The 12,965-nt window shown below is 43.2% G+C and carries 12 protein-coding genes and 1 pseudogene; 1 reads left to right on the forward strand and 12 read right to left on the reverse strand.

Annotated features, from left to right (window positions below; translation table 11 throughout):
- The coding region (locus tag L2748_RS05770; protein WP_248957670.1) for an integrase core domain-containing protein at window positions 1-518 on the forward strand (518 nt) is incomplete at its 5' end.
- 56 nt (window positions 519-574) lie between these two features.
- Here the strand turns inward: L2748_RS05770 and L2748_RS05775 are convergent.
- The 12 genes and pseudogenes from L2748_RS05775 to L2748_RS05830 form a co-directional block, all read right to left on the reverse strand.
- Window positions 575-715: pseudogene (locus L2748_RS05775) on the reverse strand (flagellar motor switch protein FliN); the annotation flags it as partial.
- Between the two features lie 12 nt (window positions 716-727).
- On the reverse strand, window positions 728-1,756 hold the full coding sequence (gene fliM, locus L2748_RS05780) for a flagellar motor switch protein FliM (RefSeq protein ID WP_220782806.1): 1,029 nt from the start codon (window positions 1,754-1,756) through the stop codon (window positions 728-730).
- A 39-nt stretch (window positions 1,757-1,795) separates the two neighbouring features.
- Window positions 1,796-2,314, reverse strand: a complete 519-nt coding sequence (gene fliL / locus L2748_RS05785) for a flagellar basal body-associated protein FliL (RefSeq protein ID WP_220782807.1) — start codon at window positions 2,312-2,314, stop codon at window positions 1,796-1,798.
- A 73-nt stretch (window positions 2,315-2,387) separates the two neighbouring features.
- Entirely contained in the window at window positions 2,388-3,839 is a 1,452-nt protein-coding gene (locus L2748_RS05790; protein WP_220782808.1) for a flagellar hook-length control protein FliK, read from the reverse strand.
- Window positions 3,840-4,030: 191 nt separating this feature from the next.
- On the reverse strand, window positions 4,031-4,477 hold the full coding sequence (fliJ, locus tag L2748_RS05795) for a flagellar export protein FliJ (RefSeq protein WP_220782809.1): 447 nt from the start codon (window positions 4,475-4,477) through the stop codon (window positions 4,031-4,033).
- 30 nt (window positions 4,478-4,507) lie between these two features.
- Window positions 4,508-5,848 carry a flagellar protein export ATPase FliI gene (gene fliI / locus L2748_RS05800; RefSeq protein WP_220782810.1) on the reverse strand — a complete coding sequence of 447 codons (1,341 nt, stop codon included), beginning with the start codon at window positions 5,846-5,848 and terminating at the stop codon, window positions 4,508-4,510.
- Window positions 5,817-6,797 carry a flagellar assembly protein FliH gene (gene fliH / locus L2748_RS05805; RefSeq protein WP_220782811.1) on the reverse strand — a complete coding sequence of 327 codons (981 nt, stop codon included), beginning with the start codon at window positions 6,795-6,797 and terminating at the stop codon, window positions 5,817-5,819. The genes fliI and fliH overlap by 32 nt, the downstream gene beginning before the upstream one ends.
- Entirely contained in the window at window positions 6,797-7,834 is a 1,038-nt protein-coding gene (gene fliG / locus L2748_RS05810; protein WP_220782819.1) for a flagellar motor switch protein FliG, read from the reverse strand. Before fliG ends, fliH begins: the two co-directional genes overlap by 1 nt.
- 1 nt (window position 7,835) lies before the next feature.
- On the reverse strand, window positions 7,836-9,536 hold the full coding sequence (fliF, locus tag L2748_RS05815) for a flagellar basal-body MS-ring/collar protein FliF (protein WP_220782820.1): 1,701 nt from the start codon (window positions 9,534-9,536) through the stop codon (window positions 7,836-7,838).
- A gap of 43 nt (window positions 9,537-9,579) precedes the next feature.
- Window positions 9,580-9,912: a flagellar hook-basal body complex protein FliE gene (fliE, locus tag L2748_RS05820; protein ID WP_220782812.1), complete on the reverse strand. Its 333-nt coding sequence runs from the start codon at window positions 9,910-9,912 to the stop codon at window positions 9,580-9,582.
- 479 nt (window positions 9,913-10,391) lie between these two features.
- Window positions 10,392-11,744, reverse strand: a complete 1,353-nt coding sequence (locus tag L2748_RS05825) for a sigma-54-dependent transcriptional regulator (RefSeq protein WP_220782813.1) — start codon at window positions 11,742-11,744, stop codon at window positions 10,392-10,394.
- Window positions 11,745-11,756: 12 nt separating this feature from the next.
- Window positions 11,757-12,824, reverse strand: coding sequence for a sensor histidine kinase (locus L2748_RS05830; protein WP_220782814.1), 1,068 nt, complete (start codon window positions 12,822-12,824; stop codon window positions 11,757-11,759).
- Between the last annotated feature and the right edge of the window lie 141 nt (window positions 12,825-12,965).

Genomic DNA, 12,965 nt, shown 5'->3' on the forward strand with positions numbered 1-12,965 from the left:
GCAATCTAAAAGGTGTGGGTAGAATTTACCAGCAAACCTTTGTAGATACCTATAGTAAGATAGCGTTCGCTAAGCTCTATACGACGAAAACACCTATCACAGCAGCAGATATGCTGAATGATAAAGTATTGCCTTATTTCGAACAGCATGAGCTCCCTATGCTACGAATACTGACAGATAGGGGAACTGAGTACTGTGGTCGAGTTGAGCATCATGACTATCAATTATACCTGGCAATAAATGATATCGATCATACAAAAACTAAAGCGATGTCACCGCAAACCAACGGCATTTGTGAACGATTCCATAAGACAATTTTGAATGAGTTTTATCAGGTAACTTTCCGCAAAAAGCTCTATGACAGCCTAGAGAGCTTACAGAAAGATCTGGACGAATGGATGAATTACTACAACAATGATCGAACCCATCAAGGAAAAATGTGCTGTGGTCGAACACCACTTGAAACATTGCTCGATGGGAAGCAGGTTTGGGCAGATAAGAATTTAGCTCAAATCTAAACTGACAGATACCTTTAAAAAACGGGTAACTGTCAGATCAGGTCTGAGCTACTACACATAATCGCATCAAGTTTTGACGCTTCTTCTTCACTCAACGGCGCACCATCATTACTAAACTCATCCAATTCGACCGCTTTAGCCTCTTCTATCGCTTGCTCAGCCATTGCTGAAGCCCAATCATCAGTATCTGTACTCATTCACTCTTCGCCTTATATTTCCGAACGGTCACGGGAGCGCCCTTTGTGGGTCACTAGTTGTAACTCTGTTTTGACTGTCTCTGGTCGTGGGATCTGTTCACAAATTTTTAATGCTAAATTCTCTTTGGTTCTTCCCATCTTACATCTGTAAGTTGGCAAGTCTTCTACTTTTAAAATAATATGCTCAGGCAATTCGACCGGAATCACATCACCCGCCTTAAACTCCAGTACTTCTCTTAATGTGACCTTGTGTTCTACCACTGTGGCATCAATGCCAACATCCACATCCATAATTTCATCTCGCAGTGCCTGTGACCAACGCATATCTGTATCTTGGGTATCACTTTGCACACCGGCATCGAGCAACTCTCGAATCGGCTCAATCATGGAATACGGCATAGTGATGTGAAAATCACCACCACCGCCATCAACTTCAATATGAAATGAGCTCACCACAACCACTTCTGTCGGGCTAACAATGTTAGCCATTGCAGGGTTAACTTCTGAGTCAAGGTAATCAAACTGGACATCCATCACTGGCGCCCAAGCATCTTTGTAATCTTCAAAGATAATCTTTAGCAATAACTGTACAATACGGCGCTCTGTAGGAGTAAATTCACGCCCTTCAATTTTGGCATGAAAACGCCCGTCACCACCAAAAAAGTTATCAACCAAGATAAACACTAAACGTGCTTCCATGGTGATTAAGGCGGTTCCTTTAAGAGGACTAAACCGCACCATATTCAAGCTGGTCGGGACAAACAAGGTATGAACGTACTCACCAAATTTCAACATCTGCACGCCGTTGATTGACACTTCTGCTGCACGGCGCATCATGTTAAACATACTGATCCGTAAGTGACGGGCAAAACGTTCATTAACAATTTCAAGCGTTGGCATCCGCCCACGAACAATCCTGTCTTGCGACGAGAAATCATAAGAGCGCGCATCCAGCTCGTTGTCGTCAATAACGTCATCATCAACATCATCTACGCCATGGAGCAGAGCATCAATTTCGTCTTGGCTTAATAAATCACTCACGGTATCGCCTTAGCTTAAAAATAATCGATTCGCAGATAGTTACTGCATAACAAAACCGGTAAATAATACCTTCTCTACGACTGTACGACCGGTGACAGGTTGCAGCGTATTTTGCACATTGCGTAATGCCAGCAAGCGCAATTCATCTTTACCTGCAGGAGAACTCATTTTTTGGATATCCGCAGCACTAAAGGTCGTCAATAACGCATCTTCAATCAATGGAATATGTTTTTTAATCAAGGTGTCGTCATCAACGCCTCGAACCATTAACTGGACTTTAATCTCGACCAAACGAGTACGACCATTGTCCGGAAGATTGAACAAAAAAGGTCTTGGCATGGCGGCATAAAAAGCTTCACCGGTATTCACGACCGCTTGTTCTGCCGTACTACCTTCAACTTGTGCATCATCGTTTGCCGCTGAGGGGCTTAACAACACCCACACTGTGATTGCAATAATAGCAACCAGCACAACACCAATTGCGCCAAATAAGATCAGTTTCTTTTTACTTTTAGGTTCTACGTTATCTTCGAGCTCTAAGCTTGCTTCTTCTGCCATCTGCCTTCCCTAATGCCGCGCTAATGAACATCTACGCCAGACTGTTCCTATTTAGTTGCTATAGGTTACCTGCTTATGCGTAATAATCTATACCTGAAGCTGAACTTGTTGATAGATTTGATCTAGTTAGCATATCTTCTGCTGAAAATTCATCCGATTCGCCTCGTTCACTCCCCTCACCGTTGCCATTTCCACCATCACCATGGGTACCACCACCGTGACCTTGGGATACCTGCCCATCAGTCAATTGCATCCCTTGCTCTGCTAGCATTTCTCGCAGCCTTGGCATCGCTTGTTCAACTAAGTCTTTAGTTTGATGCTGACTCACCTGAAACTGTACTTGAGTGGTATCTCCTTGCACTTGAATACGTACCATCATTTGTCCAAGCTCTGGCGGGTCCAAACGTATCTCAGCTTGTTGAACACCGTTGCTCACCATAGTGATCAACTGTTGATTCATCACTGGTGCAAACCGTTGGATCATTTGCTGCATAGTGGGTGTTTGTTCAATATTTTGCTTTAACGATAGGTTTATTTGAGGAAGTTCTTGTCTGTTTGTACCAACTTGTTGCATTTGGTTTTGTAGGCTATTCAGCGATTTAACATCTGATTGTGGCTCTTCTACAGCAGATAACAACTCACCGGTTTCAGTGGTCGTCATACGCACTGATAAGTCGGCATTTTTTAGCTGCTCCGTTGCTAGTTGCGGGTTAATCGCTACTTGATTGCTGCTATCGTTACCTTTTCCAACTTTTGCATCATCAACTGCCGCATGACTGCCCGATAGCTCCTTACCAAAAATGTCGCGAACACCATTTTGTAATTTATTGTTGATATCGTCCTGCGGAAGTTTAGTTGCCATATCACCTTGTATTTGTGATGTTCCAATCGATTTAGATTTAACAGCAGATTCTTCTGGAAGAGGTTGGCTTGTTTCGTTCCCTTTAACCGTTGTTAGGTTTAGCGTAACAAACTCAGGTTTAAGCTGACCACTAGCATTAAGCAGTTCATTTTGTTCTAAAAGTTTTTTTAACTCATCAGTAGACAACTGACTCAATGCTTGTTCATCAAGTCCAGACTGTAGACTCAAAATTAAGACTACGTCTTCAGGTAAATCATCGATCGTGACTTCTTCAGTAACTTCGACAGGCGGCAAAGTTTCGCCGTCAGTGGCAACTTGAGCTTCATCACTAGCCCCACTGGAAAAGTTATTAGCAAGATTTATTTGGGCAAAAACCTGGCTCACTTCATCTTCAACATTAGCCTTGGTTTCTTGCTGTTCAGCGACCTCACCTAGTTCGGTCTTTTCCGTTTTTAATTTCTCAGGTTCACGCTCTTTTTCTGTAGCATGCTTTTGTGCAGCAGTGTGCTGCTCAGCCGCTTTTTCAAGTGCTGCCGAAAAGCTATCATCTTGAGCAGGACCTTTAGGTTGGCTGCTATTGATATCGCTTGGTTTATTTTGGGTCTCACCAGCTTTTTGGCTAAAATCTGGTTTTCCGAGCAAGATATTACTCACCTGTTGCATTACGTCTCCATCAGCGCAATCTAATCAAACTGACAAATTGTCAAAAAATCGGCAAAAAATGCTGTCAATATTAATAAGCAAAAATAATGCCAAAGCATTAACCCAATCTAATGATTATACGCTGAAGACTCATACAGTTTTGGTTTTGAGTACATTGAGTTAGTAGGTAGGAGATCTGTTTTTTTTAAAAGCTAACGTGCTTTTTTACGATAAAACTGCTGCGAAGCAAATTCGTCAATCATTTTTTGCTCACTGCGTAACTCAGCTAATTTTGCTTTTTCCGCTTTGTTCGCAAGTAGCAACTCAACCGCTTTACGCTTTTGTTGTTTTTCTTGCCAATGAGCTTGCCTATGCTGTTTAAGGGAATCAGCTTCTTGAACCGTATGCACTTGTTGGCTAATGGCAGTGTCGACTTGTCTGACAAACTGATGAAATTGATGATAATGGCTAGCACTAATGCTTTGACCCTGTTGCTGTTCCATCTGTTTCATATAATCGAGACGATAATTTTGTAGCGCGGTTAACTGATTCTGACGGCGTTGTAATTCAAACTCGGCAGAACGTAGTTGCAGCGAAGCCTGTTCTTCTGCTTCTTCAGCCAATTTAAGTACCAAATGCAGTGGATCTTGTTTAGCCATGATGCACTGCCACTCCATTTATAAACCAGACTAAACTTGGCATTGCGCCCCCATTTGCCCCAGCATCAAAGTGCTACTTTCAAACGTCACAGAGTCTTTCATCATCTGTCTTAAAAATGCATTCATCGCCGGTTGTAAGCGAATCGCATTATCGATGCGTGGGTCGCTGCCTTGACTATACGCACCTATTGAAATCAGATCTTTATTTTGCTGGTACAGTGAGTAAACTTGCTTAACCTTACGCATCGCCTCTAAATGATCCGGTGTTATCACCATAGGCGCCACACGACTAATAGATGCTTCGATATCAATTGCCGGATAATGACCTGAGTCAGCAAGTGAGCGTGACAGTACAATATGCCCATCCAAAATAGCCCTTGAAGCATCGGCAATCGGATCTTGAAGATCATCGCCTTCGGTTAATACGGTATAAAAGGCTGTAATAGAGCCTTGTTTGCCGCCACCGTTACCGGCTCGCTCAACCAATTTAGGTAGCTTTGCAAACACTGATGGCGGATACCCTTTAGTTGCTGGGGGCTCACCAACCGCTAACGCAATCTCACGCTGCGCTTGAGCATAGCGTGTTAGGCTATCCATAAGCAGTAATACGTTATAACCAAGATCTCTAAAATACTCGGCAATTCTGGTGGACGTTTCACAAGCTCTTAGTCGCATTAACGGTGATGTATCTGCCGGGGCGGCGACTACGACTGAGCGAGCTCGACCTTCTGCACCTAGAATCTCTTCAATAAACTCTTTAACTTCGCGACCACGTTCGCCAACGAGTCCAACCACAATAATGTCAGCATTCGTACCGCGGGTCATCATCCCCAAGAGCACACTTTTACCTACACCAGAGCCGGCAAATAAGCCCATGCGCTGACCTTTACCTACGGTAAGCATTGCATTGATAGCTCTTACACCGACATCAAGAGGCTCACTAATCGCCCGTCTCGCGAGAGGATTTATCGCCGCCACATGACTTGACGCCTTTTGATCAGTTTTTAGATTACCAAGACCATCAATGGGTTGACCACTGCCATCGAGAACTCGCCCAAGCAAAGATAACCCAACACTCAATCCAGATTGTTGCCCTAAAGGAGTGACTTTTGCGCCGGGTAAGACTCCGCGCAGCTCTTCGATTGGCATTAGGTAAAGTAATTGATCATCGAAACCAATAACCTCTGCAACTAGATTACCTGACATGGTTTCAATGGCACATAAACTACCAACGGCAGCTCGGCAGCCAGTGGCTTCGAGCGTGAGCCCTACAACACGAACAAGTTGACCACTCGCTTCAACGACAAATGGGTGGATTTTTTGCTGATGCTGGGCAAGCTTACTGCGCAGTCTGTGCTGACGTGTTGCCATGCTCACCTTGATTATGTTCAGTGATAACTTCATCGTGGGAATCAAGCGCTTTGTTGACGGCTAGGTCATCACTAGGAGTAACTTGTTGAGCTGCTGTTTCGGATGCGTGCAACGCAAGCTTGCTCTGCCTTTCAGATTCAAGTAACTCTTCTTGCTGCTCTTTTAGCTGCAATAAGTCTTGTTGATGCTTTTCCAGTTCACTGAAAACATGTTGCATGCGAGTTTCAACCGTCATATCAATATGGCTACGTCCACTGTTAATAATACAGTCACCTGGCGAAAGGCTTGGGTCGACTTCTATTGTCCAGCGATTTCGCTCTAGCTGAGCTTGAGAGTATAGCTCTGTAATTAACGCTTCATCATTTGGGTGCAAGCGCACATTGACTGATTGTTCTTTTATGGGAAGAGAGTCAATGCCTTGACGTAACGCCGCGAGTACATGTTCTGGACTCGTTTTAAGTTCATGACCAATGACCGTTTTAGCCAAAGTCATCGCAGTCGATAATAACTCTTTTTCAATTTCAACGTCTAAAATGGCGAGTGGAGTTTCAAATTGATTTAGCAATTCTTCAAAACGGCGAGTCATGTCCGTCGCCGCTTTTAATCCCTCTTCATAACCTTGCTGTTGACCTTGAGTAAAGCCTTCACTATGTCCTTGCTCCAGCCCTTCTAAACGCCCTTTTTCAATGCCTTCACTAAAGCCTTTCTCTTGCCCTTCAGCAAAACCTTCCTGTTCGGCATGAGCACGAATATCTTCAATTTCACTCAATGTTGGAGGCAAGATGACTTCTGTTTCATCATTTTCGTCTATTTGAAGCTTTAGACTATGACGTCCAAACATATTCTGTGAGGAAGGCATTGCCTCTAAACTAATATCCGGTAACTCCCAATGACCAAACTCATCACTGGTATTTACACTCGCACCCTGCGCTTTTTTAGGTTCTGTCATTATAAGAACTCTTCACCGCCACCACCACCGAGCATGATTTCACCACTATCACTTAAACGCCTAGCGATAGATAAAATCTCTTTTTGAGCCACTTCGACTTCACTGATCCTAATAGGCCCCATGGCTTCCAAGTCGTCTCGAATTAACTCAGCTGCGCGCTTAGACATATTGCTCAACAACTTCTCTTTTAGCTGCTCATCTGCACCTTTAAGTGCTTTCATTAATACATCTTGCTGTACTTCGCGCAATAAGACTTGAATCCCCATGTCATCTACATCACTTAAGTTTTCAAACACAAACATAAGATCCTGGATCTGTTGCGCCATCTCTTCGTCGGATTCGCGCATATTTTCCATTAGGTGACTTTCAACGCCCGTATCGAGGTAGTTCATAATGTTAGCTGCAGCTTTCAACCCGCCCATCTTCGCAGCTTGCGCGCCACCTTGACCAGCAAATTGCTTCTCCATAATATCATTAAGCTCTTGTAATGCAGCAGGTTGCACCTCTTCCAAATTAGCAATTCGCATCATCAGGTCTAAACGGGTATTTTCGGGAAACTGTCCAAATATCTCTGCGGCTTGATCGGGCTCTAGATAAGACAATACAATGGTTTGGATCTGCGGGTGTTCGTTTTGAATAATCGTTGCAACCTGACGAGCATCCATCCATTTGAGTGAATCAAGGCCTTTAGCACCACTGCCCATAATGATCTGTTCAATTAGATTACCCGCTTTATCTTCGCCTAGTGCAGCGGTTAAGGCTTTACGAACAAACTCTTCGCTATTAAAACCAATCGACGAATACTTTTGAATATCATCAAGAAACAATTTATGAACGCCTATCACTTTTTCTTGACCAAAATCTTGCATCGCAGCCATCGCCATACCGACTTTCTGTACTTGCTTAGGCTCAAGATGTTTTAATATCGATGCCGCATCACTTTCGCTTAAACTTAAAAGTAAAATTGCAGTTTTTTCAATACCGTTTAAATCGCTAGGCTTAAAACTTTTTACATCTGTTTTAGCCTCGACACTCATCTCATTTGTCATCTTCAATTAACCAGTTTTTCACGACTTGTGTCGATAGTTCAGGCTCGTTAGCCACTAATGCCCGTATAGCCTTGATCATATCATCATCTTTATGCAAGTTAGGGATCAAGATAGAGCCATCGTCAGCGTAACTATATTCCGCTTCTGGACGCTGCAACATACCTAACGTATCTGCAGCATATTGATCTTCTATATCTGCTAACTCACCGCCGATTTGAGGATCCTCTGGCATTTTTACGCTATCTGGATAGATTAACTTCTTCAGCATCGGCCGCACAACAGCCAAAATCAATACCAAGATAACTAACGCTCCTAATACAAGTTTAACTGCACGCCAGAACCAAGGTTCTTCCCATATTTCTGGTGCAGGAGCCGCCTCAATAAGCTGGTCCATAAACGGTACAGTGACCACTTCAATAATATCGCCACGTTGAGTACTAAAACCTACGGCACCTTCTAATAAACGGCGAATATTAGCGATTTCTTGTTCGGTACGTGGTACTCGATTAACACTGCCATCTTCAGCCACTGGAGCATTTTTAAAATCTACCGCAACCGAAACACTGACTCTACGTAAGGTGCCAACTTGTTGGCGGGTGTGACTAATAGTGGTATCGAGTTCAAAATTACGAGTGGCTTCTTTATGTGAACTACCAGAAGTTTGCGTCGCGGACTCAGCCTCACCAACCTCTTGCGGAATATCTGAAGGCATAGGAGGTTGATTTGATAAAGCCCCAGGAATACCACCGGTTATGCCACCATTGGAGTTGTTCTCAACAACCATTTCACTTCTTAGGGCTGGTAAGTCTGGGTTATAGCGTTTTGCCGTTTGCTCAACAGCGGTAAAATCCATGCTCACATCGACTTGAGCAGTAAAGTTTTCAGGGCCTAAAATAGGCATCAAAATCGATTCAATTTTATTACGGTATTCTGATTCTTTTTGCTGCACAATCTCAAGTTCACGACGTGCGATAGCTGACACGCCATCTTGACTGCCTGAATTTAATAAGCGTCCATTAGAATCAGTAACAGTCACTTTATTGGGTTCTAAATTGTGAACCGCTGATGCAACGATATCAACAATAGAGTCAACTTCTTCCTGGCTTAAACCAACACGGCGCGTACTGACAACAACTGTAGCACTCGGCTTTGAACGGTTACGTGCGAAAACATTTTCTTTTGGTAAAGCTAAAATAACTTTAGCTCTAGTAACGCTTCTTAGCTCTTCAATTGCGCGGGCAAGGTTTTGCTCTTGGCTATGTTTTAATCGCGCTGTTTCCATACGCTGACTCACACCAAAGCCAGAGTCTTTATTTAAAAAATCGTTATTTGCTTCAACGTTGTCTAAACCTTCACGGCTCATCAACATTTTGACCGCTTGATACTTGTCTTCGGGAATCTTAACTACATCGCCTTGCAGTTCATATTTGATCTGATTTTTATCTAGTACATCTAACACTTGTACCATTTCTGCGGTGGTCATCTCACCTAAAGGACGGTACTCAGGCTCTTGTGCCCAAATCATCACAAAGACAGCTAAGGCTAAGCAAATTGCAAGCGCTAAGATCATGGTCACTTGACGCAGTAAATCTACGCCACCAAAAGAGCCCATTAAACCGGGTTTGTTCTCTTCCTGAACACCAGATGTTTGTGGATCAGATGCTAATCCTGAACCGGTTCCAACGACCATTTCTGTACTCACTATTACACCCTGCAATTACGTATTAAAAGGCCTAAACAGGCATGCTCATAATTTCTTTATAGGCTTCTACAAGCTTGTTACGCACTTGAACTGTCGCTTCAAATGCCACGCTCGATTTCTCTCGCGCGATCACGGTATCAGATAATGTCACGCTGGTATCGCCCATATCAAGCCGAGTGGCGAGATTAGAAGCATTTGATTGAAGTTCGCTTACATTTCCAACAGCTTGAGAGAGTAATTGCCCAAAATCACTACCTGAAGTATTTTGTACTTGGCGTATGATCCCAGTTTGAATGCTTGAAGTGCCGATTTGACCGTTAAGTGACTGCATTTCTTGCAGTAAAGAATTCGCACCAATTTGCATACCTAGCTCCCATGTCGTTTTCTTGACGAAAATGTTGATATGCATAGATAAAGCAAATAGCTTGCCAGTTTGTCAAAAGAAGGCGAGAAGCAGAGCAGGACGCTTCGCTGCTAGGAAAGGAAAAGAAAAGTCCTAGGCTGTAGGCTCCAGGAAAATCAAAATCAAGAACTGAAACAAACAGACTGAGTCACTTCTCGATTCAGCAAGTTATGTTTTGTAGGTTGGGCTTTAGCCCATCAAATACTTATGCCATCTATAGGAGCGACGGCATAAATGCCGACCTACGTTTAAAGAAGGTCCGAGGTTTAAAAATAGGTTCTAGGTTCTACGAAAGCATATAGAACAATGCAGTTGGATAAATATAACCTATGCAAGCCTTTGACTTTTTTTGTGCTTTTCCTAGGACCTATCAGGACAAAGTCCGTCCTAGCAGTGAGCCTGCGAACGTCCTAGCAGCCCGCAGGGTGTCCTTCTTAGCTCTAAGCCGGAATTTGTATGCCTAAGTCACGCATTTTCGCCATCTTATAGCGTAGAGTGCGAGCACTAATTCCGAGCTTTTCAGCCACTAATTTTCGGCTGCCATTACATTGAGAAAGCGTTTCCAAAATAATGACATGTTCTTGAGCCTTTAATTCCCCGCCTAAACCATCAAGTTCTGCAGGTTTAGGTTCAGCAATTACAGGCGAGTCATTGGTAAAATCTAGCTCTAATGAGTCAATAATAATATCCGACACTAAGATCTCACTTGCAGTACTTAAGATTAATGCTCGCTGAACCACATTATCGAGCTCTCGTACATTACCAGGCCACCTATGGCTTAATAATTTTCTACATGCACACTCGCCGAACTCCGGTATTTCACTGCGATTAGCAGCCTGAGCATGGCGTTGTAATAGGTGACGAGCAAGCGGCAAGATATCCGCAGGACGCTGATTGAGTGCAGGCCAAGTCAGCGGAAATACATTTATCCGATAATATAAATCCTCTCGAAACTCTCCAGATGCAGCCATCGCCTTTAAATCACGGTTGGATGTTGCTAATACTCTTACATTTAATTTAATGGTTTTCCTGCCACCTAGACGCTCAACTTCTCTCTCTTGCAAAACTCTAAGCAATTTAGCTTGCAAGCCGACTTCCATTTCGGATATTTCGTCCAAAAGCAAAGTGCCGCCTTCCGCCTGCTCAAATTTCCCCGGGCAGGCTTGGTATGCACCAGTAAAAGCACCTTTCTCATAACCGAACAAGGTCGCTTCAAGCATATTTTCAGGAATTGCTGCACAGTTTATCGCGACAAATGGTTTGGTTACACGCGAACTGTTTTGATGGATATATCTAGCTAATACCTCTTTACCGCTGCCACTCGGGCCCATTATCATTACCGAAGCATCAGAAGCTGCAACTCGTTGCGCGAGTGAAAGTAATGCTAAGCTTTTTTCGTCAGCAACAATAGGCGTGCCTTCTACCGCTTTGACCGGCATATAGCGAGAGACTTGATTTAGGAGCACTTCGGGTGAAAAGGGTTTAGACAAATAATCGACTGCACCCAGCTTCATCGCATTGACTGCATTATCAATAGTTGCATAAGCAGTCATTAATAAAACAGGAAGCTTAGGGTAATACTGTTGTAAGTGATTTAGTAAGCCTATTCCACCGATCCCATCCATTTGCACATCACTGATCACCATGTCAAAGCTGTCATTTTTTAATGCGAGAATGGCATCTTCTGCAGAGCCAACATCAACGCAGTCATAATGAGCTAACATCAACGTATCAAGCAAAGCTTCACGTAAAGAAGCATCGTCTTCTACGAGTAATAATTTACCTTCCGACATGCTACCTGACTCCTAGCGATTCATTACTGAAATTAAAGGGAACTTTAAAGAAGCTGTACAACCGTTGCCGGAATGACAACTAAACTGCATTTTGCCGCCATGATTATTAACGACTGACTGAACAACTGCTAAACCTAAGCCCGTTCCTTGAGATTTTGTGGTGAAAAAGGGTTCCAGTACTTTTTGTTGCATTGCAGCATCTAAGCCTCTGCCGTTATCAATAACGTCAAGGTGCAATGCCGTGGGCGTATCATAAGCATGCAATATAATCTTATCAGCACCAGCCTCAATACTGTTCATCACCAAGTTATTAATTGCTGAACAAAGAGCCGCATCATTAGCGCGGATTTTTTGTTTGGACTGATTATTAAAAATTAGCTGACACGCTCTTTGTTCTGCAATCGGCTGACAGTTACTTAAGACGTTACCTACAACTTCATCAATTACCACAATAGAGTCAAGCTCCTGTTGCCGCCCTTTCGCCATAAGTAGCATATCGTTCACCTGATGCTCTAACTCATTGAGTCGATCAATCAGTTTTCCTTGAAAACGCTTTCTTGAATCATCTGATATTTTTGGGCTTGCTAAGTTTGAAGCATATAAAAGTGCTGCACTTAATGGCGTCCTAACTTGATGAGCGAGGGTGGCGACCATTTTACCAAGCGCTGACAAACGCTGCAGATGAGATAGATTCTTTTGCAATAAGCGAGTTTCGGTTAAATCTGTTAACACGATTAATTGACCAGGCTCTGGCGTTAATGGGGTGATAGCCAACTTAACTCGGCGGCCATTTCGCAAAGACACTTCATGTCCATCATCGTCTTGCGGTGAAAAAGCTCGATTAATAATCTGTAACCAGCGCAAACCTTCTAATGGGCTACCTAATAGCTCAATTGCAACGGGATTTGCATCGGTGACGATACCGTCACCATTAATGATTACCACGCCGGACGGCATAGCCTGAAGAATATGATCCATTCTGTTGGACATATTAGCGGCTTGCTGAATATCAACTAATTGCGGACGACTTGCTTTTAGTGCTTCGTTCGCATGAAGCTGTGACTTTAAAATTGCGGACATGGTAACCCCGTCAAAAAAACTACACTTGATAGCTCTATTAGCAGGTTTTATACCAACTCTAACTTTCTACACCTAAATAACAAAAAAGCTGTTATATCTCAGATATAACAGCTTAATCAATCACGCTAAAATGGATTTAAC

The organism is Shewanella sairae, from assembly GCF_023283535.1.
Classification (GTDB): Bacteria; Pseudomonadota; Gammaproteobacteria; order Enterobacterales; family Shewanellaceae; genus Shewanella; species Shewanella sairae.

Bases quoted from the DNA above. Each gene is read 5' to 3' on its own strand.
- fliE (WP_220782812.1), bottom strand. From the start codon at position 9,912: ATGCAAATTGGTGCGAATTCTTTACTGCAAGAAATGCAGTCACTTAAC.
- L2748_RS05830 (WP_220782814.1), bottom strand. From the start codon at position 12,824: ATGTCCGCAATTTTAAAGTCACAGCTTCATGCGAACGAAGCACTAAAA.
- fliH (WP_220782811.1), bottom strand. From the start codon at position 6,797: ATGACAGAACCTAAAAAAGCGCAGGGTGCGAGTGTAAATACCAGTGAT.
- fliI (WP_220782810.1), bottom strand. From the start codon at position 5,848: ATGGCAACACGTCAGCACAGACTGCGCAGTAAGCTTGCCCAGCATCAG.
- fliF (WP_220782820.1), bottom strand. From the start codon at position 9,536: ATGGTCGTTGGAACCGGTTCAGGATTAGCATCTGATCCACAAACATCT.
- fliG (WP_220782819.1), bottom strand. From the start codon at position 7,834: ATGAGTGTCGAGGCTAAAACAGATGTAAAAAGTTTTAAGCCTAGCGAT.
- L2748_RS05790 (WP_220782808.1), bottom strand. From the start codon at position 3,839: ATGCAACAGGTGAGTAATATCTTGCTCGGAAAACCAGATTTTAGCCAA.
- fliJ (WP_220782809.1), bottom strand. From the start codon at position 4,477: ATGGCTAAACAAGATCCACTGCATTTGGTACTTAAATTGGCTGAAGAA.
- L2748_RS05825 (WP_220782813.1), bottom strand. From the start codon at position 11,744: ATGTCGGAAGGTAAATTATTACTCGTAGAAGACGATGCTTCTTTACGT.
- fliL (WP_220782807.1), bottom strand. From the start codon at position 2,314: ATGGCAGAAGAAGCAAGCTTAGAGCTCGAAGATAACGTAGAACCTAAA.